The sequence below is a fragment of the Kitasatospora cinereorecta genome (assembly GCF_024172095.1).
Lineage (GTDB): Bacteria > Actinomycetota > Actinomycetes > Streptomycetales > Streptomycetaceae > Kitasatospora > Kitasatospora cinereorecta.
On the sequence record NZ_JAMZDX010000007.1, the window covers coordinates 277555 to 303507 of the forward strand.

General features: G+C 72.6%; 18 protein-coding genes and 1 riboswitch. Of the genes, 13 read left to right on the plus strand and 5 right to left on the minus strand.

Annotated elements, in window-relative coordinates; genetic code table 11:
- Positions 1–17 precede the first annotated feature (17 nt).
- The 8 genes from FHR36_RS34040 to FHR36_RS34075 all read left to right on the plus strand — a co-directional run bounded on the left by FHR36_RS34040 (position 18) and on the right by FHR36_RS34075 (position 9668).
- Entirely contained in the window at positions 18–1637 is a 1620-nt protein-coding gene (locus FHR36_RS34040; protein WP_253803688.1) for a Dyp-type peroxidase, read from the plus strand.
- Positions 1634–3094, plus strand: a complete 1461-nt coding sequence (locus FHR36_RS34045) for an FAD-binding oxidoreductase (RefSeq protein WP_253803690.1) — start codon at positions 1634–1636, stop codon at positions 3092–3094. The genes FHR36_RS34040 and FHR36_RS34045 overlap by 4 nt, the downstream gene beginning before the upstream one ends.
- 23 nt (positions 3095–3117) lie before the next feature.
- Positions 3118–3603: a hypothetical protein gene (locus FHR36_RS34050; RefSeq protein WP_253803692.1), complete on the plus strand. Its 486-nt coding sequence runs from the start codon at positions 3118–3120 to the stop codon at positions 3601–3603.
- Between the two features lie 14 nt (positions 3604–3617).
- A complete protein-coding gene (locus tag FHR36_RS34055) occupies positions 3618–5609 on the plus strand; it encodes a GMC family oxidoreductase (RefSeq protein WP_253803694.1) in 1992 nt (663 codons plus the stop codon).
- Entirely contained in the window at positions 5606–6790 is a 1185-nt protein-coding gene (locus FHR36_RS34060; protein ID WP_253803696.1) for a ferritin-like domain-containing protein, read from the plus strand. Before FHR36_RS34055 ends, FHR36_RS34060 begins: the two co-directional genes overlap by 4 nt.
- Positions 6787–7140, plus strand: coding sequence for a putative quinol monooxygenase (locus tag FHR36_RS34065; protein WP_253803697.1), 354 nt, complete (start codon positions 6787–6789; stop codon positions 7138–7140). Before FHR36_RS34060 ends, FHR36_RS34065 begins: the two co-directional genes overlap by 4 nt.
- Positions 7141–7268: 128 nt before the next feature.
- Positions 7269–8498 carry a GNAT family N-acetyltransferase gene (locus tag FHR36_RS34070; protein ID WP_253803698.1) on the plus strand — a complete coding sequence of 410 codons (1230 nt, stop codon included), beginning with the start codon at positions 7269–7271 and terminating at the stop codon, positions 8496–8498.
- A gap of 216 nt (positions 8499–8714) precedes the next feature.
- A complete protein-coding gene (locus FHR36_RS34075) occupies positions 8715–9668 on the plus strand; it encodes an RCC1 domain-containing protein (RefSeq protein ID WP_253803700.1) in 954 nt (317 codons plus the stop codon).
- A 61-nt stretch (positions 9669–9729) separates the two neighbouring features.
- Here FHR36_RS34075 and FHR36_RS34080 read toward each other — a convergent pair whose 3' ends face one another.
- Positions 9730–10623, minus strand: coding sequence for an endonuclease/exonuclease/phosphatase family protein (locus FHR36_RS34080; RefSeq protein WP_253803702.1), 894 nt, complete (start codon positions 10621–10623; stop codon positions 9730–9732).
- 208 nt (positions 10624–10831) lie between these two features.
- Here FHR36_RS34080 and FHR36_RS34085 point away from each other — a divergent pair, with 208 nt between their 5' ends.
- The 3 genes from FHR36_RS34085 (at position 10832) to FHR36_RS34095 (ending at position 15534) form a co-directional block, all read left to right on the plus strand.
- A complete protein-coding gene (locus FHR36_RS34085) occupies positions 10832–12376 on the plus strand; it encodes an FMN-binding glutamate synthase family protein (protein ID WP_253803704.1) in 1545 nt (514 codons plus the stop codon).
- Positions 12377–12749: 373 nt separating this feature from the next.
- Positions 12750–14360, plus strand: a complete 1611-nt coding sequence (locus FHR36_RS34090; RefSeq protein ID WP_253803705.1) for a carbohydrate binding domain-containing protein — start codon at positions 12750–12752, stop codon at positions 14358–14360.
- A gap of 409 nt (positions 14361–14769) precedes the next feature.
- Positions 14770–15534 (plus strand): maleylpyruvate isomerase family mycothiol-dependent enzyme, encoded by a 765-nt coding sequence (locus FHR36_RS34095; protein ID WP_253803707.1) that lies wholly within the window; start codon positions 14770–14772, stop codon positions 15532–15534.
- A 466-nt stretch (positions 15535–16000) separates the two neighbouring features.
- Here the strand turns inward: FHR36_RS34095 and FHR36_RS34100 are convergent, their stop codons facing one another.
- From FHR36_RS34100 to FHR36_RS34115, 4 genes are all read right to left on the minus strand, one after another.
- Positions 16001–16282 carry a hypothetical protein gene (locus FHR36_RS34100; protein ID WP_253803709.1) on the minus strand — a complete coding sequence of 94 codons (282 nt, stop codon included), beginning with the start codon at positions 16280–16282 and terminating at the stop codon, positions 16001–16003.
- Positions 16279–16620: an SMI1/KNR4 family protein gene (locus tag FHR36_RS34105; RefSeq protein WP_253803711.1), complete on the minus strand. Its 342-nt coding sequence runs from the start codon at positions 16618–16620 to the stop codon at positions 16279–16281. Before FHR36_RS34105 ends, FHR36_RS34100 begins: the two co-directional genes overlap by 4 nt.
- A gap of 84 nt (positions 16621–16704) precedes the next feature.
- Positions 16705–19494 carry a SpoIIE family protein phosphatase gene (locus tag FHR36_RS34110; RefSeq protein ID WP_253803713.1) on the minus strand — a complete coding sequence of 930 codons (2790 nt, stop codon included), beginning with the start codon at positions 19492–19494 and terminating at the stop codon, positions 16705–16707.
- A 119-nt stretch (positions 19495–19613) separates the two neighbouring features.
- The gene (locus tag FHR36_RS34115; RefSeq protein ID WP_407660879.1) at positions 19614–20237 is read right to left on the minus strand and encodes a sigma-70 family RNA polymerase sigma factor; all 624 of its coding nucleotides are present in this window, start codon (positions 20235–20237) and stop codon (positions 19614–19616) included.
- Between the two features lie 284 nt (positions 20238–20521).
- Between FHR36_RS34115 and FHR36_RS34120 the strand changes: the two genes are divergently transcribed.
- Together FHR36_RS34120 and FHR36_RS34125 are read left to right on the plus strand one after the other, a co-directional pair.
- Positions 20522–25015, plus strand: coding sequence for a LamG domain-containing protein (locus tag FHR36_RS34120; protein WP_253803715.1), 4494 nt, complete (start codon positions 20522–20524; stop codon positions 25013–25015).
- 66 nt (positions 25016–25081) lie between these two features.
- Complete coding sequence (locus tag FHR36_RS34125) at positions 25082–25585, plus strand: hypothetical protein (protein WP_253803717.1); 504 nt, start codon at positions 25082–25084, stop codon at positions 25583–25585.
- Positions 25586–25643: 58 nt separating this feature from the next.
- Positions 25644–25787, plus strand: a riboswitch (SAM riboswitch).
- Positions 25788–25953: the final 166 nt, after the last annotated feature.

A 25953-nucleotide genomic window follows, 5' to 3' on the forward strand; every position in this document is an offset into this window, starting at 1 on the left:
GCCCCATGGTGGGGCGCATGGCTATCGACCTGAAGCAGACCGGGATCGATCCGGACCTGCCGACCATCCCCCCGACCCGCAACACCCAGGAGGCCGTCCGGGCCGCCCTGGGCGACCTGCAGGGCAACATCCTCCAGAGCCACGGCCGCGACCACAGCCGCCACCTGTTCATCACCTTCGCCACCGCGAGCGCCGACGACCGGCAGCAGGCGCGGCAGTGGCTGGCGTCGCTGGCCCAGCCCGCGTACGTCACCTCGGCCCTGACGCAGTACGAGGAGGCGAACCGGTACCGGGAGACGCTGCGGACGATCGACCGCAACGGCGCGATCACCGCCGCCGACCGGATGGCCATGGTCCTCTCCGCCAGCTCCGTGTTCGTCGGCGCGCTGGTCTCCGCCGACGGGTACCGCGACCTGCGGCTGGGCGCGGACCTCACGCCGGACGACCCGTCGTTCGCTGCCGGCGCCAAGGAGCGGGTGGCGGTCCTCAACGACCCGCCGGTGACCGCGTGGGAGCCCACCTTCCAGGCCACCCTGCACGCCCTGGTGATCGTCGCCGACGACGACCCGGTGCTGCGCATCGACCCGCTGGTGGCGGAGCTGAAGCAGCAGCTCGCCGCGGTCGGCGCCACGGTCGCCGAGGAGACCGGCACCGCGATGCGCTTCGACGCGCAGGGCAACCCGAGCCCGACCGGGAACGTCCACGAGCACTTCGGTTTCGCGGACGGGGTGAGCCAGCCGCTCTTCTTCGCCCGGGACATCGAGCGGGCCAGGACGCTGAACGGCGGCATCGACGTCTACGACCCGAGCGCGCCGCTGGACCAGGTGCTGGTCAAGGACCCGGCGGGCGGGAGCGACGGCTACGGCTCCTACTTCGTGTACCGCAAGCTGGAGCAGGACGTGGCGGGCTTTCGCGGCGACGAGAAGGCCCTCGGACTGGAGATCGCCCAGCAGTCCGACCCCAAGGCGCAGGACCCGACCGACGCCGACATCGCCCTGGCCGGCGCGTACATGGTCGGCCGGTTCAAGGACGGCACCCCCGTGGTGGAGCAGCAGGTGCCGGGGCTGGTCTCGCTGCCGAACAACTTCAGCTACGACCGTGACGTCGACGCGGTGCGCTGCCCGCTCGCCTCGCACGTCCGCAAGGTCAACCCGCGCGGCGACAAGCAGCGCCAGTTCGGGGTGCCGCTCACCCAGGAGCGGACCCAGCGGATCGCCCGGCGGGGCATCAGCTTCGGTCCCGTGACGCTGGACCCCGCCCCCGGCGACTCGGTGGGCCTGCTGTTCCTGTGCGCGCAGAGCAGCATCCCGGACCAGTTCGAGTTCATCCAGGCGCTCTGGTCGAACTTCGAGCAGTTCCTGCAGCCCGGCACCGGCCTGGACGCGGTGATCGGCCAGCTGCCCCCGTCCGAGTCCCGCGACCAGGCGCTCGAGCAGCCCTGGCCCAAGGTCTACGGCTCGCACAACCAGCTGGACTTCTCCCAGCAGCCGCCGGCGCCCACGAGCCCCTTCTTCCCGAAGCGGGTCGGCCAGTGGGTGACGATGCGCGGCGGCGAGTACTTCTTCGTGCCGAGCCTCAGCGCCCTGCAGCGGTTCGGCGCCGTGGTGGAGCCGGCCGGGGACGGGACGCGGCCGTGAGCGGTCACCACCGGGCCGTCGACGCCCTCGCCCGGCGCCTGAGCGGGTACGTCTGCGAGCCGGGCAGCCCCGACTACGTCCGGGTGATGGAGATCGACAACGGCCGGACCCGGACGCCCCCGGCCTACGTGGTGCGCGCCAACTCGGTCGCCGACGTCGCCCTGACCCTCGCGTTCGCCCGCGAGCTCGAGCTGCCGATGACCGTCCGCGGCGGCGGCCACAGCGCCGCCGGGTACTGCCTCAACCGGGGCGGCGTCGTGCTGGACCTCGGACTGATGAAGGCCGTCGCGCTGGACCGGGACACCCAGCGGCTGCGGGTCCAGATGGGCGCGATCTGGAGCGACGTGTACGGCTACGTCGCCCGCCACGCCACCCCGCTGATCCCGATCGGCGGCGGCTGCCTCACCGTCGGACTTCCCGGCTTCCTCCAGGGCGGCGGCTACAGCTTCGTCTCCCGCTCCTACGGGCTCGGCAGCGACAACGTCACGGAGATCAAGCTGGTCGACGCCGCGGGCCGGCTGCGCACCCTGACCGCCGACGCCCCCGACCAGGCCGACCGGGACCTCTTCTGGGCCTGCCGCGGCGGAGGCGGCGGCAACTTCGGCGTCGCCGTCGAGATGACCCTCCAACTGCACACGCCCGCCGCCGCGACCGTGATGGGCGGTGAGCTGTCCTACCCGCTGGAGCGGGCCCAGGAGGTGATCGCCGCCTACGACGCGTGGGCGAAGGACGTCCCGCAGGCGATGGCCGCCTACGGCTACGTCGGCCGCGACCCCGACCCGGCGGACCCGACCCGCAAGCTCCCCACCTTCCGGATCACCCCGGTCTTCAACGGCGAGTACGCCGACGGCGTGGACCTGCTCCAGCCGATGCTGCGCCTCCAGCCCTTCAACGTGAGCATCTACTCGATGCCGCTGCCCACCTGGGAGGCCACCATCGGCAAGTCCACCCTGGTCGGCGACCGCCAGGCGTACATCCGCTCCGGGGTGATCGGCGAGGACGGCTGGCGCAGCGACATGATCGAGGCCGTCCAGGACGCGATGGGGAACGCGCCTTCGCCCGACAGCTTCGTGGTGTGGACCCACGGCCGGGGCAAGGTCCTCCACCCCGACGGCGACAACCACGGGCCCTACCCGCACCGCGACAAGCGCTACGTCTTCGAACTCAAGGCGATCTGGACCGACCCGGCGGACACCCGCACCAACGTGGAGTGGGCCGTCGACTTCGGTGAGGCGCTCAGCGCCGACTTCCAGGGCGCCTACGTCAACTACATCGACCCCCTGCAGAAGGACTGGGCGGTGGCCTACTACGGCGACAACCTGGCCCGGCTGAGGGCGATCAAGGCGGCGGCCGACCCCACCGGCTTCTTCCGCTTCCAGCAGTCGGTCGACTCGACCTTCGAGCCGGACCTCAGCCGTCCGCTCGACCTGAGCCCGATCAACCGCACCCTCGTCTGACCCGCACCCCTCGGGAGCACGCCATGACGGACCACGGCACACCCACCCCAAGCCCCCAACAGATCTTCACCGAGCTCTCCGTCGCCCTCACCGGCTTCGACCGGGCCGAGCTGGCCGGCACCGGCCTGATCGAGACGTACTACACCACCCTGCTGCGGATCATCGGCGAACGCGAGGCCGGACACCTGTTCCTGGCCGCCGCCGAGGCCCTCGCCGCCGACCGCAGGAACCACGACGGCGAAGCCCTGCGCAGGCAGGTCGTCGAGAACCCGCGCTACGCGCCGGTGATCGTCAGCCTGATCAAGCTCTGGTACCTCGGCAGCTGGTACCCGCTCTCCGGCGGCTACCGCGACATCAACGGATCGACCGCCGAGGACGTCGAGCACGTCGTCTCCCCGCAGGCCTACCGGGAGGGCCTGGTCTGGATCGCGGCCGGAGCCCACCCGATGGGTGCCAAGCCGCCCGGCTTCGGCTCCTGGGCGGAGCCGCCCTCCCTGCCCGTCTTCTGAGCCGAGGAACAGCCATGAGCACGAGCAACGACTACGACATCGTCATCGTCGGCGGCGGCATCTCCGCGGCCACGATCGCCAAGACGGTCATCGAGAAGGCCGCCGCCCAGACCCCGCCCCGGCACCCCCGGATCCTCATCCTGGAGGCCGGCCGGGCCACCGCGATGAGCGCCGACAAGTACGACACCTACGTGGGCGCCTTTCAGGAGGCGCTCGCCAAGGTCCCGAACTCGCCCTATCCCGCCAGCAGTTCCGCCCCGCAGCCGGACGTCCTCGACATCGGCCGGCCGATCATGGGCCCGGACGGCACCACCAAGGTGCCCAGCGACAACGGGTACTTCGTCCAGATGGGCCCGCTGCCCTTCGGCAGCGACTACGCCCGCTCCCTCGGCGGCACCACCCTGCACTGGCTGGGCACCTGCCTGCGGATGCTCCCCAACGACTTCCGGATGCGCGACGCGTACCGGCACAGCGTCAACTGGCCGCTGTCGTACGAGGATCTCAAGCCCTACTACGAGCGCGCCGAGTGGGACATCATCGGCGTCTCGGCCAACGTCGAGGACCAGGTCTACCCCGGCATCGGCGGCGACCCGGCGAAGTTCTTCAAGAGCGCGAACACCGCGAAGTTCCCCGACGGGGTCTACCACTTCCCGATGGAGCGGATCCCCAGCAGCTACCTCGACCAGTACCTGGCCAAGAAGTCGGCCGGCCTGGTGGTCGAGCTGACCGACCGGGAGGGCCGCCCGCACACCTTCCCGGTCGAGCTCAGCAACACCCCGGTCGGCCGCAACTCCCAACCCGCCGAGGGCTACCAGGTGATCGGTGCGGTCGGCAACTTCGACCAGGGGCAGCGCTGCGAGGGCAACTCCAGCTGCATCCCGATCTGCCCCGCCCAGGCGAAGTACAACGCGCTGAAGACGCTCTACGAACTGATCGTCAAGTACCCCGACCGGGACCCGGCGGACGGCGCCCGCAAGGCCAGGGTGGCCATCCGCAGCCAGTGCGTGGTCTCCCGGGTCCGGCACACCCAGCAGAAGGACGGCACGGGGACCGTCACCGGGCTCACCTACCGGACCTGGTTCGACGACGGCAGCGCGCCGGTCGACCACACCGTCACCGCCGACACCTACGTGCTCGCCGCCAACGCCATCGAGAACGCCACCCTGCTGCTGGCCTCCGGCGCCGCCAACACCAGCGACCAGGTCGGCCGCAACCTGATGGACCACCCGCTGCTGCTCACCTGGGGCCTGCTGGAGGACGGCGTCGGCGCCTACCGCGGCCCCGGCTCCACCTCCGGCATCCCCGCCTTCCGCGACGGCAGCTTCCGCTCGGAGCGCACCGCCTTCCGCGTCGAGATCGGCAACTGGGGCTGGAACTTCCCCGAGAACGCGCCCTACGACACCGTCCACGACCTGGTCGGCGGCGGCGAGAGCGGCGCGGTCGGGCTCTACGGCAGGGCGCTGCGCGAGCGGCTCGGCGAGATCCTGCCGGCCCAGTTCCGGATCGCCTGGGAGCTGGAGCAGGACCCCGAACCCACCAACCGGGTCACCATCGACGACCGCTACAAGGACGCGCTCGGCAACCACCGGCCCGTCATCCACTACGACCTCTCGCCGTACGTGCGGGACTCGCTGCCCTGGGCCGCCGAGGCGAGCCGGCAGCTCTTCACCCAGCTCGGCATCGGCGACCAGGTCCGCCGGCCCGAGTACCGGCCCGGCGACTACACCCACTACGACCCGAACGACCCGTCCGCCGTCACCCACGACGGCGTCACCTACTGGGTCCGCGGCGCGGGACACGTCGTCGGCACCCACCGGATGGGCGACGACCCGACCACCTCCGTGGTCGACAGCCACCAGCGCAGCCACGACCTGCCCAACCTCTACATCGTCGGCTGCGGCAGCATGCCGACCCTGGGCACCTCCAACCCCACGCTCACCATGACCGCGCTGGCCCTCCGAACCGGCGACCGGATCGCCGAGCAGCTGAAGGGGAACGACGCATGACCGAGCCCACCAGGATCAGCACCCTCGAGGACCTCAAGGCCGCCCTGCAGCTGGCCGTCGGACTGGAGCTCAGCACCATCCCGGTCTACCTGACCGGGCTCTACTCCATCGAAGCGGGTCGCAACACCGACGCGGCGCAGACGATCCGCAGCGTGGTCATGGAGGAGATGCTCCACATGACGCTCGCCGCCAACGTCCTCAACGCCCTCGGCGAGATCCCCGGCACCGAACCGGTCGAGTTCCAGGGCCGGCCCAACCTCAGCCCGATCCCCGCCTACCCGCTGGACAGTCCGCTGATCTCCGGCATCGGTACGCTCGAACTCCTCCCGCTCACGCCCCGCGCGGTGGACAGCTTCGTCCGGATCGAGCACCCGCTGCACGGCGCCGCCACCCTCGCCGCGATTCCCGTGCAGCCGGGCGGCTTCCGTACCATCGGCGAGTTCTACGACGCCGTCGACGCGGCCCTGGCCGACCCGGCGATCTGCCCCGACAGCGCGTTCTCGGCGGTCCGTCAGATCCCGGACGGCGACTACTACGGCGGCGCCGGCCACGTCATCGAGGTCAAGGACCGGGCCACCGCGCGCGAAGCCGTCCTGAAGATCATCGACCAGGGCGAGGGCCTGCCCGAGGAGTACCTGCACCGGCCCGCCAAGACGGTCACCGACGCGGACCGGCTCGGCTCCGGCTGGCAGATGTACTCCCACTACGCCCGCTTCCGCGAACTCCAGACCGGGCGGCGCTTCCGCACCGACCAGCAGGCCGACCAGAACCCCGCGGGGGCGATGCTGCTGGTCGACTACACCGCCGTCCAACCGGCGCTGTACGTCCCGCGCAACGGCGACGTCGACGGCAGCCCCGAGGGGGCCGCCCTGGACGCCTTCGACCTGGCGTACTCGCACCTGGTCGACGGCATCTACCGCGCCTTCGCCGGCGAGCCGACGGAGGTCGTCGACCCGCTCGACGTCCACGCGGAGCGGGAGCGGCCGTCGTTGCGACGGGCGGTCCACGCCATGTACGGGCTGAGGAATGCGGCGATCGCCCTGATGCGCACCCCGAACCCGGCGAAGCCCGGGCACACGCTGTGCCCCCGCTTCTCCTACGTCCCGCCGGGCGGGGACCGGGACAAGCTCACCCAGCGGATCGAGAACCGCATCGAGAACCGAGGAGGACCGAACCGATGATCTCCATCGTCACGAAGTGGTGGTGCGTGCCCGGCCGTGAGGACGAGGCGGTGGCCGCCCTGAAGGACCTGGTGCAGCAGGTGGAGGACGGCGAGCCCGACACCCTCATGTACTGCCTGCACACCGCGGTGGTGGAGGGTTCGCTGCCGCCGCCCACCCCGAGCGAGGTGATCTTCATGGGCGCCTGGACCAGCCGTCAGGCCTTCGACGAGCACCGGACCGGTCCGATCTTCACGGACTGGCTGGACAAGCACCTCGACCTGTTCGTCCGCAACGACGGCAAGCTCTACGTCAGCGCCGAGTTCGCCGACCGCTTCGCCGGCTTCGTCCGGGGAGCCGCCATCGGCTGACCGGCGCGGGCAGGGACCCGGCGCGGCGGTAATCCAGTTGACCCGGCGCCACGGCACGGCTGCACTGTGGCGGGGCGCCGCGGGCCGTGGTGCCGGTAACCGGTGACCAGGGAAGGCAGCCGCAGCACATGGACATTCGTCCCACGACCGATCAGGACCTCGACGCCTTCGTCGACACCGTGCACGCCGCGTTCGGGCTCTTCCGGAGCGCCGCGGCGGAGGACGGCGGCGGGGTCCTGTGGTCGGCGTACGAGATGGACCGCGGCCTGCTCGCCGTGGCGGCGGACGGGCGGCCCGTCGGCACCGCCGGCGCGTACACCTTCGAGCTGACCCTGCCCGGTGACGTCCTCGTGCCCACCGCCGGGGTCACCGGCGTCGGCGTTCTGCCCTCGCACCGGCGCCAGGGCGTGCTCACCGCGATGATGCGGCATCAGCTCACCGAACTGCGGGCCCGCGGGGAGGTCCTCTCGGTCCTGCTGGCCTCCGAGGCCGTGATCTACCGCAGGTTCGGCTACGGGCCCGCCACGTACACGGCGCGGCTGACCGTGCCGCGCCACCAGGGGGCCCTGGCCGTTCCCCGGGCCGGCGCGGCGGCGGGGTCGGACAGCGGCTCGGACGCCGGTTCGGTCGAGCTGCGGCAGCGGTCCGAGTGCGGCGAGATCATGGAGGAGGTCTACGACCGGTACCGCCGTACCCAGCCCGGCGCGCTGTCCCGGCCGCACCGCTGGTGGTCCTCGGGCGCGGGCCAGCCCCCGGTCTCCCGGGCGCCGCGGTACGTCGCCGTCCACCGGGACGCCGACGGCACCCCCGACGGGTACGCCAGCTACGTACTCGAGAGCGGCACGCTGACCGTCGACGAGACCATCGCCACCGACGACGCCGTCCACACCGCCCTGGCCCGGTTCCTGCTCGGTCACGACCTGGTCGGCCGGGTCGTCTTCAAGCACGTCCCGACCGGGCACCCGCTGCGCTGGCAGCTCCAGGACTTCCGCGCCGGCGAGGTGACCGGCGACACCGACTGGCTCTGGGTGCGGCTGCTGGACGTCCCGCGGGCGCTGACCACGCGCGGCTGGCTCACGGACGGCGAGCTCGTCCTCGACGTCGACGACCCGTTCCTCGGCGAGCGGGGCCGCCACCTGCTGACCGTCCGGGACGGCAAGGCCGAGTGCGTCCCGACCGACCGCGAGCCCGACCTCTCCCTGGACGTCAGCGACCTGGGCTCCGTCTACCTCGGCGGCACCACCCCGAGCACGCTGGTGCGGGCCGGACACGTCCGGGCCCACCACCCGGGCGCGGCCGCCCTCGCCGACGCCCTCTTCCGCACCGAGCGGCCGCCGCACTGCCTGCACTGGTTCTGACCGCGGACACCGTCGGTGAGGTGTGACGGGCCATCGAATGGCGCAGGCCCGGGGCCGACGGTTCGCCTACGGTCGGACTCTCGTCGAGGATGGAGGCGCCGAACGAATCCCCGTGTCCGCCGCCCGGTGCGGCGGGCCGGCGTTCGCGCGTCCGCGCCGGTCCGACCGCGTGCGTCGGGCCGGCCGAAGCGTCCTCGCATCCTCAAGGAGAGCATCGTGGTCGATTTCGCCGGCCCGCCGACATGGCGGCGCGCTGTCCGAACCGCCTTACTGGCCCCCGGGGTGGCGATAGCCGTCCTGATTCCCGCCGCCGTGCCGGGCTGGGCCGCCGGGACCGACCCCGGGGCGGGCGGGACCGGCGCCGCGGCCGACGGCGGGGGAGCCCCGCTGCCGTACCCGACGGCGCAGGCCCTGGACGGGGAGCGGCCGTTGGTCTCGACCCGGGAGGTCACCAGCCTGTGCGACCAGGCCTCGGCGTGCAGCTTCCGGATGTACGGTGCGCCGCGCGAGTTCATGGGTTCGGTGCTGTCGGTCGGGAACGGGGCGATCAACTGCACGGACGGGGACATGGAGATCGAGCGCACCGTCACCTTCGTGACCAGCAGCACCGACAACATCGGCGGGGAGATCTCCGGCAGCGCCGCCGTGGAGGGCGGCGTGGACACCACCGTCACCGCCGGCGAACGTGAAGCCCGGCATGACCAACGGCACGACCCAGTACGGTCCGAAAAAGGACAAGGGCCCGTCCACCGAGGACAAGGTGCAGAACACCGTGGAGTTCCCGGTGAGCGTGGGCGGCTCCAACGCGCTGCACCTGGGCGCCAAGGCCACGTTCGCCTCGGCCTTCCAGGCTTGCACGCCCAGGAGAAGCGCCTCAAGTCCTGGGGCAACAACGGCTCCGGCCAGCTCGGCAACGGCACGACCGACTACCGGATCACCCCCGTCCCGGTGCCGGACATCAAGGGCGTCCAGCTGGTCGGCGGCGGCCGTGAACACACGGTGGCCCTGCTGGGCGACAACACGGTGCGCTCCTGGGGCAACAACGGCTCCGGCCAGCTCGGCAACGGCACCACCACGGACAGCGCCACCCCGGTCACCACGCTCACCGCGCTGACCGGCGTCGACAAGATCGCCGCTCCGGTGGGCGGTGACTTCAGCCTGGCCAACTGACCGGTCCCGCTGGTACGACACCCGCCCCGGCCCGGCCTGGGCGGGTGTCGTACGGGCGGGACTACAGGGGCAGCTCGACCACCAGGGGCCGGTGGTCCGAGACCGGCATCCTGGGCGCCTGCGCGGAGTTCGGCCGGGGCGAGTCGAGGCCGGTCGCGAGGATGTGGTCGAGCTGGACCCGTGGGCGGTGCGCCGGGAAGGTCGGGACGCGGGCGAGGTCGCGCCAGCCGGGCCGGGGCGTGGACGGGGAGCGCAGTTCGGCGGCGCCGAGCACAGCCGTGGGGAGGGTGCCGCCGAGGTTGAAGTCGCCGAGCAGGACGTGCGGCCGGGGCAGGTCGGCGATCCAGCGGTGCACGGCGAGGAGTTGGCGGACGTTCCAGCCCGGGACGAACGACAGGTGCAGGGCCACCGCCGTGAACGGGCCGCGCGGCCCCTCCAGTACGGCGGCCAGGGCCGCGCGCGGATGGTCGCGGATCACCGTAAGGCCCGCCCCGCCGGCCACCGGCAGCGGCAGGGCGAGGGGCGGCGCGCTGAACCGCCGGGCCCGCCAGCTCAGTACCGGGAGCCTGGACAGCAGCGCCACGCCGTGCGAGGGGGCCCGCCCGTCGTGCCCGGCGCCCGGCGGACCGTACACTCGCAGGCCCGGTTCGGAGCTGTCGGGCCGCCAAACCCGGCCCGGCAGGGACCGCGCATGGAAGGCGGAGGCGTAGCGCCACGCCGCGGCGCCGGTCGCCGCGGCGACCGCCCGCGCCTGGTCGGCGCGGTCCGACCGCTCCTGGAAGCGGTCGAGTTCCTGCAGCGCCACCACGTCGGCGTCGAGGGCGGCGACGGCGTCGACGAGCGGCTGCACGGTGGCGGTGCCCGGGGTGGTCAGGGAGGGGCGTCCGTCGTCCAGGACCTGCCGTCCGTGCAGGACGTTGAAGGTCGCAACGCGTACCAGGGCGGAGCCGTTCACGGTCCGACGCTACCGCAGCGTGCCCGCCCGACTCCCCGTCTGACGCCCGGACCGGCCCCTGACCGCAGAGCGGTCCGGACAGCCTCCTACGATCGAGTCGGATTCGTCGCCGGACTCCGCCGCCCACCCGGGCGCCCGCCGTCCGACACCCCACACGACCCAGCGGCTCCACCGACGGTGATGGAGTCGTCTTCGAGGAGGAACCTCCATGCAAGCCCGGAAGATCGGCGCGGCCGCCGCGACTGCGGTGGCGCTTCTGGCAGCCCGTGACCTCGTCCAGAAGCGGCACGCACTGCTGCGGAACTTCCCGGTGGTCGGGCACGCCCGGTACCTGCTGGAGACGATCGGGCCGGAGCTGCGGCAGTACATCGTGACCTCCAACGAGGAGGAGCGCCCGTTCAGCCGCGACCAGCGCACCTGGATCTACGCGTCGGCGAAGGAGCAGAACAACTACTTCGGGTTCGGGACCGAGGTGGACGTCGAGCACGTCCAGGGCCACGCCTACCTGAAGCAGCGCACGTTCGCCGGCGCCCTGCCCGACTCGCACGACCCGCAGGCCCCGCTGCCCTCGGCGAAGGTCCTGGGTGGCCCGCGCGGGCGTGCGAAGGCGTTCCGGCCGGCGAGCGTGGTGAACATCTCGGCGATGAGCTTCGGTTCGCTCTCCGGCGCGGCCATCACGGCCCTCAACAAGGGTGCGGCGCTGGCCGGCACCCTGCACAACACCGGCGAGGGCGGCCTCTCGCCGCACCACCGCAACGGCGGCGACCTCGTCCTCCAGCTCGGCACGGCGTACTTCGGCTGCCGCAACGAGGACGGCACCTTCAACCTCGACAAGCTCAAGGAGATCGTCGCCGGCGCCCCGGTCAGGGCGATAGAGATCAAGCTCTCCCAGGGCGCCAAGCCGGGGCTGGGAGGCATGCTGCCGGGCGCGAAGGTGACCCCGGAGATCGCCGCGATCCGCGGCATCCCGGTCGGCAAGGACTGTGCCTCGCCGTCCCGGCACTCCGCCTTCGGCGACGTCGACTCGATGCTCGACTTCGTCGAACTGCTCGCCACCGAGACCGGTCTGCCGGTCGGTGTGAAGAGCGCGGTGGGCGAGCTGGGCTTCTGGCAGGAGCTGGCCACGCTGATGGCGCGCGGTGACCGCGGCGTCGACTTCGTGACCGTCGACGGCGGCGAGGGCGGCACCGGCGCGGCGCCGCGGATGTTCGCCGACTCGGTGTCGCTGCCGTTCCGGATGGGCTTCTCCCGGGTCTACGGGACCTTCGCCGAGCTGGGACTGACCGACGAACTGACCTTCATCGGGTCCGGCAAGCTCGGCCTGCCCGAGAACGCCGCGGTCGCCTTCGCGCTGGGCGCCGACATGATCAACGTGGCCCGCGAGGCGATGCTGTCGATCGGCTGCATCCAGGCGCAGAAGTGCCACACCGACAAGTGCCCCACCGGCATCGCCACCCAGAACCCGTGGCTGGCCCGCGGCGTCGACCCGGCGTCGAAGTCCGTCCGGGCCGCCTCCTACCTGCGCACCCTGCGCAAGGAGCTGATGAAGGTCTCGTCGGCCGTCGGCGTCGTCCACCCGGGACTCATCACGCCCAACGACGTCGAGATCATGAACGGCGACTACGAGGCCCGTTCGCTGGCCGGTGTCTACGGCTACAAGGAGGGCTGGGGCGAGCTCGGCCCGGACCTCGCCGCCGAGATCACGGCCCTGCTCACGGGCGCGCCGGCGCCCGGTTGCAAGCCGGCCGTCTGACGCGTCGTCCGCGGTGAGGTCCGTCCGTCCGGCGTACGGATCTCACCCGCGGGCTCCCGGCCTGTCCCATCGTCCGTCCTGACGGCGGCCGTTGACGGCGCTCTGCTTCCGCGCAATTGGTCCAGACCTATTGACGAGCCTTGCCGTCCCTTCCTACGATCCGGTCCGGCACAGCCCCACATGTCCCCACCTCACCCGGAGCCGGGCGTCACGCCCCCACGCGTCGGTCATGTCCATGGCTGTGGTCTATGGGCTGCGGCCGGGGCGCTCGGCGGGAAGGGAGCACAGCATGTTCCGTCGGAGGCCGCGTACCCCACGCCCGCCGGACGACCATCGCGCCGTCCGCAGATCGCCCCTGGACCGCGCACCACACGTGAACCGGACCAGCTACACCCGGACCGGACCGAGCACCCTCACCCGCGTCCTCGCCGCGCTGAGCGCCGCCGCCGTCATCGGCACCGGCATCGCCGTGGCCGGCTCGGTCACCGCCGGCGCCGCGACCACCAACCTGGTGGCCAACTCCGGTTTCGAGAGCGGACTTTCCGGCTGGACCTGCTCCAGCGGCGCCGCCGCGACCGTGAGCAGCCCGGTCCACTCCGGCACCTCCGCACTCAAGGCCACACCGTCCGGCCAGGACAACGCCCAGTGCGCCCAGACCATCAGCGTGCAGCCCAACTCCCAGTACACGCTGAGCGCCTACGTCCAGGGCAGCTACGTCTACCTGGGCGCCACCGGCACCGGCCTCACCAGCGCCCCGTCCACGTGGACGCCGAACAACGCGTCGTACGGCCAGCTCAGCGTCGGCTTCACCACCGGCGCCACCACCACCTCCGTGACCGTCTACGTGCACGGCTGGTACGGGCAGCCCGCGTTCTACGCCGACGACATCTCGCTCACCGGCCCCGGCGGCAGCAGCCCCTCACCGAGCCCGAGCCCCAGTACGAGCACCAGCGCCAGCCCGTCCTCCAGCCCGTCGACCACTGCCTCGCCGAGCCCGAGCAGCAGCACCAGCTCCACCCCGACCGGTGACACCTGCCCGACGAAGCCCCGGCCCGCCGGCAAGGTCCTCCAGGGCTACTGGGAGAACTGGGACGGCGCTGCCAACGGCGTCCACCCCGGCATGGGTTGGGTCCCCATCACCGACAGCCGGATCGCCGCCCACGGCTACAACGTCATCAACGCCGCCTTCCCGGTGATCCTCTCCGACGGCACCGTCCTGTGGCAGGACGGCATGGACGCGGGCGTCAAGGTCTCCACCCCCGCCGAGATGTGCCAGGCCAAGGCGGCCGGAGCGACCCTCCTGATGTCCATCGGTGGCGCCGCCGCCGGCATCGACCTCAGCTCCAGCACCGTCGCCGACCGGTTCGTGGCGACCGTCGTCCCGATCCTCAAGAAGTACAACTTCGACGGCATCGACATCGACATCGAGACCGGCCTGTCCGGAAGCGGCAGCATCGGCACCCTGTCCGCCTCCCAGGCCAACCTGATCCGCATCATCGACGGCGTACTCGCCCAGATGCCCGCCGGATTCGGCCTCACCATGGCCCACGAGACCGCGTACGTCACCGGCGGCAGCGTCACCTACGGCTCGATCTGGGGCGCCTACCTGCCGATCATCAAGAAGTACGTCGACAACGGCCGCCTGTGGTGGCTGAACATGCAGTACTACAACGGCAGCATGTACGGCTGCTCCGGCGACTCCTACCAGGCCGGTACCGTGCAGGGCTTCACCGCACAGACCACCTGCCTCAACAACGGCCTGACCATCCAGGGCACCACCATCAAGGTCCCCTACGACAAGCAGGTGCCCGGCCTGCCCGCCCAGTCCGGCGCGGGCGGCGGCTACATGGCGCCCAGCCTGGTCAGCCAGTCGTGGAACGCCTTCGGCGGCTCGCTCAAGGGCCTCATGACCTGGTCGATCAACTGGGACGGCTCCAAGAGCTGGACCTTCGGCGACAACGTCAAGTCCCTCCAGGGCCGCTGACCTCCGACCGCCGCCCTCCCGCACCCCGGCGCACCGCCCCCACGGGGAACCGCGCCGGGGTGCGCGAGGTCTGAGCATGTGTCAGTGGCTGTTGTCGTTCCGATCTTGAGGGGTCTCGGTCGAACGGGCGTCTCGATCGGGTGAGCTGCTCTGTCGGCCGTGGACAACCCTCCTGAGCTGCCAAGCTGCTCCGACCGCGGGCGAACGCTGAAGAGCCCGGGTCTTGTCCTGTCTCTCCGCGACGAAGACAACAAGCGCGTGTGTCGCCACGCCTGGAAGTGCTCGGCGGATCACTTCTGTTGGCACTGGGCAGATCGGCCCACGGAGCCCCTGGACGCCTGCCCCCACCCGCAGCTCTTTCGAACTTAACCGAGTGCGAGAGTCCCGGTCCGGGTGATACAAGGTCTGCGTGACTGAGCATCTCCACTTCCCCACCCTGCTGCGGATGATTGACGAGCGGTCCGCCGCGTTCCGCGCCGCCGTCGCCGCGGCCCCCAGCCTCGACGCCGACGTCCCGTCCTGCCCGGGCTGGACGCTGTACGACCTGGCGAACCACCTCAGTGAGGGGGACCGCTTCTGGGCCTACATCGTGCTGAACACCGCGCCGGGCGACGAGCGGCCGAGCAAGGACGGGCTGGCGGCGCCCAGGGAGCGCGAGGCCCTCATAACCTGGCTGGCCGACTCGACGGAGCAACTGCTTACCGCACTGCGCGAGGCCGGCCCGGACCGGGGCTGCTGGGCCTGGTGGGAGCCGCTGGCCTCGCCGCACACGGTGGCCGCCGTGGCCCGCCGCCGCGTCCCGGAGTCGCTGATCCACACCTACGACGCCCAGCTGGCCTCCGGTACCCCGCAGGAGCTGCCGACGACCGAGGCGGTCGACGCCATCGAGGAGTTCCTCGCCACCGTCTGCACCGGCACGGTCCCGTGGCCGGGCGAGCCCGCCACCATGGACTACCACGCAGCCGAGGCCGGCTCCTGGCGCCAGACGGTGGACGCCGCCGGTTCCCGCTTCACCCGCCTCACCGCGGCGGAGGCCGCCGAGAGCAAGCCCACTGCCGCCATCTACGGCACGGCGAGCGAGATGGCCCTGCTCATGTACATGCGCATCCCGGCCGGCTCGCTGCGGATGGAAGGCGACGCCGACCTGCTCCAGCAGCTGCAGGACTGGGACTGAGCAACAGCCACTCAGCCCTTCACGAGTCGGTGCGGACCGAGGTAGTACGACAGGGCGGCCAGCGAGGGGCCGTCCGCGACCCGTCCGCTCGCGAGAAGTTCGGCGACCTCCGCCTCCGGCACCCACTCGACCCGGGTGGCCTCGCTGCGGTCGGTGGGCTCGCCGACGTACTCGCAGCCGGTGGGACGGCCGGGGCATCCGGATGACGTGATGGTCGATCCGCCCGACCCCGGGGACGTCGACCTCGTCGAGCCACACCTCGACCCACGGGCTGCCGTAGACCTGGCGTCGGCCGTACGTCTGCCACTCCATCGACCGGACCTCCAAACGCGCGGGCGAGCTGCGAGCCGACTCTCTCACGCGCCCGGCCGGCGCCCCGACGGAGCGTGCTTCCCGCGACGGGCCGATGCCCCCTCGTATGAGGGTCGCTCGCGTCCATGGCGGTCTCTCTCTTGACCGGCGGCACTCAGCCCAGTCCGACCGGCGCCGGGATGAGCGGATCGTCGTTCGGAGCGTGGCAGTTCTCCCCGAAGTCCCACCAGAGCCGGCCGTCCGAGGTCAGGCAGGGGTACATCTCGCGGACGCCGCCCCCGCAGTGGAGAGCCCGCGAAACCTCCTGCAGGTACGTGGCCAGGCCCGGCCACGAGTCGGAGAAGTCGCCTCCGCCGGAGTGCCCGGCCCGGCCCAGCCGCCCGGCCTCGCCTCCAGGGCGAAGGTCGATCACCTGAGCGTTGCCGTCGGCGCTCACGGCCCAGGAACCCACAGGGGGTGCCACCAGGGCTCGTCGTCCCAGGGGCGCGCCACCAGGCCATCGTGGTCCGACGCGATCGCGAGGCACATCCGCCCATGCTCCGCGATGTCTGCCGCGCCGAGCGGTGACTGTTCCGGCAGCAGGCTCGTCCACTCACTCACGCCGTTGTGACAGCTCAACGACTCACGCAGGTCGACGGAGAACCGCACGCCGAGTGACTGTTGAGCCGACTCCAGCTCATCCGCAGCCGCGGGAGGACGGAGCAACGCCAAGGTTGCCGGCGCGTGCACGGCCGGCCAGGCGTCGATCCGCTGCCAGGACGAGGACACCGGCACCACAGCATGCTCACTCGTGCCGCCATACTGCCCGGCCTGTCCGACAGGGCGAACGCTGCCTGATGCGGCACCGGGGCAGGGCGTTCACCAGGCGGGCGCGTGGTCCGCCGGGCGGGGTGGGGTGAGCGGGCGGGTGGCCGTGGGGTGGTTGGGTGGGGCGGGTGGGGGTTCGGGTGGGGCGGGGAGGGGCTGCTCGGCCCAGATGATCTTGCCGTTGGGGGTGTAGCGGGTGCCCCAGTGCTCGGTGAGCTGGGCGACGAGGAAGAGGCCGCGGCCGCCCTCGTCGGTGGTGGCGGCGTACTTCAGGTGGGGGGAGGTGCTGCTGCCGTCGGAGACCTCGCAGATGAGGCTGCGGTCGCGGAGCAGGCGGACCCGGATCGGCTGGGAGCCGTAGCGGATGGCGTTGGTGACGAGTTCGCTGAGGGCCAGCTCGGTGGCGAAGGCCAGGTCGTCGAGGTCCCAGGCGGCGAGGGTGGCGTTGAGCCAGGCGCGGACGTCGGAGACGGCGGCCGGGTCGGACGGGACGTCGCGTTCGGCGACCCGGTCGGCGCCGAGCACCCGGGTCCGGGCGACGAGCAGCGCGACGTCGTCCTGGGGCCGCTCGGGCAGCAGGGCGTCGAGGACGGCCCGGCAGTGCTCCTCGGGCTGCCGGTCGGGGTGGGAGAGCGCCTGGCGCAGGAGTTCCAGGCCGACGTCGAAGTCGCGGGTGCGCTCCTCGACCAGCCCGTCGGTGTAGAGGACGATCTGGGTGCCTTCGGGCAGGCGGCACTCGGCGGTCTCGTACGGCATGCCGCCGGCGCCCAGCGGCGGGCCGACAGGGAGCTCGGGGAAGCGGACGCTGCCGTCGAGGCCGACCAGGGCGGGGGCGGGGTGTCCGGCCGTCGCGACGGTGCAGAGCCGGGAGACCGGGTCGTAGATGGCGTACAGGCAGGTGGCGCCGGTGACGCCGGTGTCGGAGCCGCCGTCGGAGCCGCTGTCGCTCTCCTCCTGGTCGATGCGGTTGACGAGCTCGTCGAGGTGGCCGAGGAGCTCGTCGGGGGGCAGGTCGAGGGCGGAGAAGTTGTGGACGGCGGTGCGCAGGCGGCCCATGGTGGCGGCGGCGTGCAGGCCGTGGCCGACGACATCGCCGACGACGAGGGCGACCCGGCTGCCGGGCAGCGGGATCACGTCGAACCAGTCGCCGCTGACTCCGGACTGTGCGGGCAGGTAGCGGTGGGCGACGTCGAGGGCGCTCTGCGGGGGCAGGGCACGCGGCAGCAGGCTGCGCTGCAGGGTGACGGCCATCGCGTGCTCGCGGGTGTAGCGGCGGGCGTTGTCGATGCTGACCGCGGCCCGGGCGACCAGTTCCTCGCCGAGTGAGCGGTCGCCGTCGTCGAACGGTCCGGGTTTCTGGGAGCGCCAGAAGTTGGCGACGCCGAGGATGTTGCCGCGGGCGGTCACCGGGATGGTGAGCAGCGAGTGCACGCCGTAGTCGACGATCCGGCGGGTCCACTCGGGGTCCTGGGCGAGCCAGCCGTCGGCCACCGACAGGTCGGGCACCACCTGGGACCGGCCGCTGCCGAAGCCGCGGGCCTGCGGGGTGGAGGGGACGAAGTCGATCAGTCGGCCGCGCGGGTAGAAGGGGTGGTCCGGGTGGATGCCGCCGACCGCGACCCGGCGCAGGTTGAGGCCGGTGCCGGTGGGCTCGTCGCCGTGCAGGACGGGGTCGGCGAGGTCGACGGTGACGAAGTCGGCGAAGCCGGGGACGGCGATCTCGACGAGTTCCTCGGCCGTGCGGACGACGTCGAGGGAAGTGCCGATGCCGGTGCCGGCCTCGTACAGCAGGGCGAGGCGGTTGCCGGCGACCTCGGCCCGGCCGGCCAGGGCGCGCAGTTCGGTGGAGTCGCGGATGGTGGCGACCGTGCCCATCGCGCCGCCGTGGCGGTCGGTCGGCCGCTGGTTGACCACGAGCAGCCGGCCGCCGGCCCGGAGCACCTCGTCGGTGGCGACCCGGCCGGACAGCAGGAGCTCGGCGGCGTCGGCGTCGAGGTCCTCCAGGTCGGCGAGGTGCCGGCCCTCCGCGTCGGCGGGCAGTCCGAGCAGGTCCCGCGCCTCGTCGTTGGCGAGGATCAGCTGCTTGTCCTGCCCGACGATGACCACGCCCTCGCGCACCGCGTGCAGGACGGCGTCGTGGTGCTCGTACATGCGGGTCATCTCGGTCGGGCCGAGGCCGCGGGTCTGGCGCTTCAGCCGCCGGGCGACCAGTGCGGTGCCGGTGGTGGCGACGGCGAGGGCGGCGGCGCCGGTGCCGAGGATGAGGGGCAGCTGGCGGTTGCCGGCCGAGGCGACGTTCTTGACCTTGAGCCCGGCCGAGACCAGGCCCGCCACCGAGCCGTCCGGGGCCTTGACGGGGACGACCGCCTGGACCTCGTGGCCGAGCGGGCCGTGGACGCTCTCGGTGTAGATCCGGCCGGCCAGCGACGGGCCGATCGTCCCGACGAACTGCTTGCCGATCCGGTCCGGGAGGGGGTGGGTGTACCGGATGCCGTGGGTGTCCATGACCACAATGAAGTCGACACCGGCCTGCTGGCGGGTCGCCTCCGTGATGGGCTGGAGGATCGCCGAGGGGTTGGGGGACTTCAGGGCGTCGAGCAGGCCGGGGGAGTGCGCGAAGGTCTCCGCGACGGCCACCGAGCGGTTCTTGGCCTCGGTGTCGCTGCCCCGCCGCTGCTCGAGAACTAGGGCCAGGATCGCCCCCAGCACGAGCAGGACCACGACCGCGACCTGGAGCACGAAGACCTGGCCGGCGACGCTCCGAGGACTCTTCCCGAGTGCACTCCTCGCCACCAGCCACCGCTTCGACCTGGGTCGTACCCGGTCGGGCTCTTCGGCCATGTGTCATTGATAACACCGCCGCCGTGGCGACCACGAAGCGTAGCGCCCAACGGTTCGGTGACGGGGGTCGCCGGGCCGCTGCGGCGGGCCGGCCGAGCCGGTCGCTACGGCGGCGCCGGTCACTCGTCCCGCTCGTCTGCGAGGGCGGTGCGCAGGCGGCGCAGCCCGTCCCGCATGCGGGTCTTGACCGTGCCGAGGGGGAGGTCGAGGAGCCGGGCGATCTCACTCTGCGTGTATCCGCCGTAATAGGCGAGGACCAGGGGTTGGCGCTGGGGGCTGCCGAGTCGGCCGAGTGCGGACTGCACCCGCCGGCCGGCCAGGATCCGTTCGGCCTCGTCGGCGGCCGATGCGTGGACGGATTCGTGGATGGGTTCGTCCCGGTGGGCGAGACGCAGTTCGCGGTCGGTGGCGGCCCGCACCGCGCGGACGCGGTCGACGGCGCGGCGGTGGGCGATGGTGAGGGCCCAGGTCGTCACGGTGCCCCGGTCGGGCCGGTACGCGGCGGCGGTGCGCCACACCTCCAGGAGGACCTCCTGGGCGACCTCCTCGGCCTGTGCGGGGCAGCGCAGGGTCCGCAGGACGACCCCGTGGACGGGGGCGGCCAGGGCCCGGTACAGCGGGGGGAAGGCGGTCCGGTCGCCGCGGGCCACCGAGGCGACGAGGCGGCGCAGCCGCTCGGCCGCTTCGGGCGCGGGGCCGGCGGGCGGGTGCCGCCGGGGCGGTGCGGGCAGACGGGTGGACACGTGGCCACGGTGCAGCGGATGGGTGTGCGAGGGCCACTCGCATCATTTGTGCATCGTTCGGTGCCGCGGTGGGCCGCACCACCCCGCTGTTCGGAGGGGGCGGCACCCCGCCGATCGGGGGTGTCAGGGACATGCGCGGACGTGTGAGGATTCCGTCGCCTACGGGGGTTGGCCGTACCGTCCGTCGCGTTCGCGCGACTTGACGGTGCGTCGGGTGCTCGAGACTTGGACAGCTTGCCTCCTCCTGGGCGCGGAAGACCATTCATCCAGGAAATGGCAACAGCATGCACATACGAGTTCCGAGCCGCCCCGCCCGGGTGCGCAGGAACCTGGCCCGGGTGTTGTCGCTCACCGCGCTGGTGACCGCAACCTCGCTGACCATGTCGGTGGCCCAGGCGGCCCCGGCCCCGGCACCCGCCCCCACCGCCGCCCCCCGGACCGACCCGGCCCCGGGCTCCGGCTACGCCGTCCGCGGCGAGGTGGCGCACTACGACTTCGACTACGGCGACGAGAACCGCTCGCCGAACCTGATCACCGGCGGCCCGGACGCCGTCCTCCACAACGGCGCGGTCGCCAACCCGGCCACCGACAACACGATCATCTGGGGCAACCCGGGTCAGACCCGCCGCACCCTGCAGCTCGGGGGTGTCAACCAGTACGCGTCCGTCCCGCTCAACCTGCCGACCGACCAGTCGCTCACGGTCTCGGCGTGGGTGCTGCCGAACAAGGCCGGCGCCGCGGAAGCGGTGATCACCGAGGAGGGCGGCCGGGCCTCCGGCTTCGCCCTGCGGATCGGTGCCGACGGCAAGCCCGAGTTCGCCATGCCGCAGAGCGACGCCGACCAGCCCGGCTGGGACACCGCACGCGGCACCGCCGCCGTCCCGGCCACCGGCGACTGGAACTTCACCCACCTGACCGGCGTCTACGACGCCCAGGCGGGCGAGATCCGGCTCTATGTGAACGGCATGAAGGTCGCCACCGCCAAGCACACCGCGGCCTGGAAGGCCGCCGGCGAACTGCAGCTCGGCCGCGGTCTCACCGGCGGCCAGGGCGCCGACTGGTTCCCGGGGAAGCTGGCCGAGGTGCGGATCTGGCAGCGCGCGCTGCCGGACCTGGAGGCCGCGGACATCGCGATCCCCGACGCGACCACCCGCGGGGACGCCTGCGTCGCGGGCAGCTGGCTGCATGCGGGCGGGCCGAAGGTGAAGGCGCTGGCCGCCAAGGCGCTCACCAGCAACCGCCCCGACCTGCGCCTGACGGCCGGGCAGTACATGGGCTACGGCCCGCTGCCCGCCGCCCGGTTCGACGACCGGGACGCCGAGCAGAAGCTGAGCAGTGCCCAGGACGCCCGCCCGGGTGTGTGGGCGGGGGTGACCAAGCCGTTCGGCGACGGCATCTTCGGCGACGACTACACCGCCTTCCTGAACGCGCCGAACTACTTCGACCCGATGCAGAAGTTCCTGCTGGACACCGGCGAGCGCGACTTCAACCCGCCGCCCCCGCCCGCCCCGTCCAAGGACGCCCTGAACCAGGCGCTGACCGTCGCCCACCAGCACCAGGCCACCGAGCAGAGCTCGATGGGCTTCTACCACTGGTACGCGAGCGACGACGTGGTGAAGAAGTGGTCGGCGTACGAGGTCGCCCGCTTCGTGCGGTTCGGCGGCTTCCCGACCCAGGCGCCGGCCAAGGACTCGGTCGAGTTCCGGACCGAGGTCGAGGACCTGAAGACCCAGTGGGCCGGCTGCGACGCCTGGGACCCGGTGGACCCCAACCACGTCCTGGACGAGGTCGTCTCCACCGCGAGCGCCGAGTGGCAGGCCGAGCAGAACGCGATGGCCAAGCAGCGCGCCGACATCGTCGCCGCCGACAGCCAGGCGTACCAGGACGTGCGCACCGCCTCCGCGGCGATGAACGAGGCCCAGGGCCAGGCGTACATCGTCGGGCGGATGCTGTTCTTCCAGAAGTACTGGCAGGGCCAGCCGAAGAGCAACATCTTCTACCCGAAGCCGGAGAAGCTCACCCAGGCCACCGCCGCCATGGCCAACGCCAAGAAGGCGATCCAGGCGCAGCTGACGATCGCCCAGAAGGCGGCCGCCTCCGCCAAGAGCCAGGCCGACAAGGCGAACGCCGCCCAGGCCGACGCCGGGAAGGTCGCGCTGGCGAGCGGCACGCCGTACGGACGCGGGCTGACCTACGCGCTGCAGTCGGCGCAGGTCACCGGCGCCTCGGCGGCCGCCGCGCAGTCCGCGGCGAAGGCGATCGAGGCCACCCTGAACGCGGTCCAGGCCGGCCAGGCCGACTCCAAGGCGCTGTACGCGCTGATCGACACGCAGAACCACGCCGCCCAGGCGGAGTTCGCCCGGGCCGCGGCCCAGGCGGCCGCCGACCAGGCGCACAACGCGGCCGCCGCCGCGGCCGCCCAGGCCGACCAGGCGGCCCAGAACGCCGCCAAGGCCAAGACCGACCGGGTCACCGCCGAGCAGGCCGAGGCCACCGCGAAGACCGCGGCCGCCGACGCCGACGCCAAGCTCGCCGTGGCGCAGCAGGAACGCGCCAACGCCTCGGCGGCCCGGCAGTCGGCCGAGTCCCACCGGGCCGACGCGCAGGCCCACGAGGCCACCGCCCAGCAGCAGCAGGCCGCCGCGGCCGGCGCGATGAACGCGGCGCTGAGCGCCGAGCAGACCGCCGCCGACAAGGCCGCGGCCGCCCGGGCCGCCGAGGCCCAGGCGGCGGCGTCCCGCGACGGCGCCGCGGCCGCCGAGCACGCCCGGGACGCGGCGCTGTCCCGGCAGAAGGCGCTGGACGCGGCCGCCGCGGCCGCCCAGGGCAGCTCGGACGCGCAGGACGCCCGCCAGGCGGCCAACGACGCCGACTCGGCGGCCGGCCAGGCCACCGACGCCGCCAACGGTGCCCGCACGGCGGCCGACCAGGCCGGCCAGGACGCCATCGCGGCCCGGGCCGACGCCACCCGGGCGACCGCGGCGGCCCAGCGGGCCCGCGCCGCCGCCGACGCCGCCCAGGCCGACGCGGCGACCACCGCGGCCGCCGCCGCCACGTCGCACGCGGCCGCCGCCGACGCCATCGCGGCGTCCGCGGCCGCCGCACAGAACGTCAAGAACGCCGAACAGCAGGCGCAGACCGCGGCCACCGCCGCGGCGGGCGCCCGCAAGGACGCGATCACCGCCCGGCTCGAATCGGACCACGCGTCCGCCGACGCCGCCCGGACCGCCGGCCAGGCGTACGCGGCCGCGCAGTACGCCGCGGCCACCCGCGACGCCGCCACCGCGGCGATCGACGCCGGCAACAACGCCGTCGCGCTCGGCACGCCGTACCGGGCCAGTGACATCTCGGCCGGTCTCGCCGTCCTGGTCGGCGAGGAGAGCAAGACCATCGCCCAGCAGCAGGCGGACGCGGCCAAGGCCCGGGCGGACGAGGCCGCCAAGGCCGCGAAGGCTGCTCAGGCCGCCGCCGACAAGGCCAAGGCCGACGCCAAGGCCGCCGCCCAGCTGGCCGCCAACGCGGCCGCGGACGCCGCCAAGGCCGCGGTGTCCGTGCAGCGGGCCCGGGAGTCCGCCGCCCAGGCCGCCGCCGAGGCGAGCGCCGCGCAGGCCGCCGACGCGGCCACCACCACGTACAACAACCAGGCCGCGGCCGACGCCATGGCGGCGTCGATGGCCTCGCGGGACGCGGACTCCGACGCGGGCGCCGCCCGGGCCGCCGCGACCGACTCCGAGCGGGACGCCGCCGCGGCCCGCGCCGCCGCCACCACCGCCGAGGGCAACGCGGCCACCGCCCGCGGTGCGGCGTCCCAGGCGGACAAGGACGCCAGCTCCGCCGAGCAGGCCGCCGCCAACGCCAAGTCCATCGCCACCCAGGCCGATGCCGACGCCAAGGCCGCCGAGGAGCAGCAGCGCAAGGACGACCAGGCCGCCCGCGCGGGCCAGCTCGGCCCGAAGACCGCCGTGCCGGGCCTGACCCCGGAGGAGGTCGCGGCGCTCCGGGCCCAGTGCGGCCAGGAGTGCGTCGACGAGTACAACCAGGCGATGGCGCAGGCCAACGAGGACGTCCTCGACTGGGTCGTGCAGAACGGCGGGCAGATCCTGCTCGACGTGCTCGGCGTGACCGATGCCGAGAAGTGCTTCAGCTCCTTCGACGTCGAGAGCTGCCTGTGGACGGCGGTCAACCTGGTCGCCCTGATCGAGGTGGTGGGCAAGCTCCCCGCGGTCAGCAGGGCGATCATCCGGATCAGCGAGGGCATCACCAAGTTCCTCGAGGAGGTCCGGCTGGCCCGGCTCACGGTCGACCGGCTGCGCGAGGTCATCGAGGCCGCCAAGCTGGGCGAGTGCGCGGTGGAGGCCGCCTCCGGAGCCGCCGCCGTGCGCTCGATGGCCGCGATGGCCCCCCGGGCGAAGAAGGCCAAGTTCTGCGGCATCAAGTGGGTCGCCAAGCTGGACCCCGACTTCTGCGCCAAGGGCATGCACATCAACCTCAAGAACGGCGCCGAGGTCAGCCTGCTCACCGACGCCGCCGGCGAGATGATCGGCAAGGTCGGCCGGCCCGCCCCGGTCGACGCCACCCAGAAGGAGATCGACGCCACGCTGGCCGAGATCCGGGGTGACAAGACCCTCCAGGACAAAATCGTCGCGGTCGGCCGGGACGCGATAGCCCAGTTCAACACCCCCGGCAACAAGAAGGGCACCTGGGGCGGTCCGTGGAGCTGCGGAAACAACCGCGCCGCCGAAATCGAGATGCTGATCCAGGCCGTCAAGAAGCTCTGACGGAAGGGGTCGCAGCAGTAACGCGGTGAACCGTGCGCCCATGATGCCCTGTGGCATCATGGGCGCATGCACATGCTGACCGTGCTCACCGAACTCGGCGCATCCGGCGCGATTTCCGGAATCCGCCCGCTGGGCGCGTTCGAGGACGTCACCGAACGGCTCGGCCCGCCCGAGAAATCGGGCCGCACGGTGGACGACCGGCCCTGGCCGCAATGGTTCGGCTACGGCGACGTTGTGGTCGAGACCTGCGCGTGCGGCGTCATCAACAAGGTCTCCCTCCGCACCTGGTACGACAGCGTCCGAATCCCCACCGGTACGCCCGGGAAATACCGGACGATCGCCCCCGCCACCACCTTCCGGGAACTCGGTGCGGCCTTTTCCGCCGCCGGAGTGGAATGGCGCCCCATGGCGCAGGCGCACGGGCTCGACCAGTTCACGATCGAAACGGAACCGGCCCCGCCGGCCGGCGTCTCGGTCTATTTCACCTTCGACACCGAATCCGTTCCCGACCGCGCCGACGCGACGCTGTACAGCGTGTTCGCGGTGGAGGCCGTCCACCTCTGTCCGTGAGGGGTGCCGTGAGGGGTGGTGGTGCAGGGCGCCCGCGGAGTCTTGTATGGTTCCTCGCGAATCATCCAGAGGGGTGGAGGGACCGGCCCTACGAAACCCCGGCAACTCCCCGGACGACTCGGCGTCGGACATGTGCGCCGCGCCGCCCGGGATCAGTGCCAACTCCGGCCTGCCGCCAACGTGGCGCGGGTAAAGATGAGGAGACACGGTGTTCTCTGTGCTGTCCTTCGCCCGGGTGCTGACCGCCCCGGCCCCCTCGCGTACCCGTCTCACGTCCGGCGCAGCCGATCGGCCGACCCTTCCGGCCCGTTCCCGCTGACCGCACCCGCTCCCCGCCCCCGGAGCCCCCGCGAGCCCAACCCACCCCG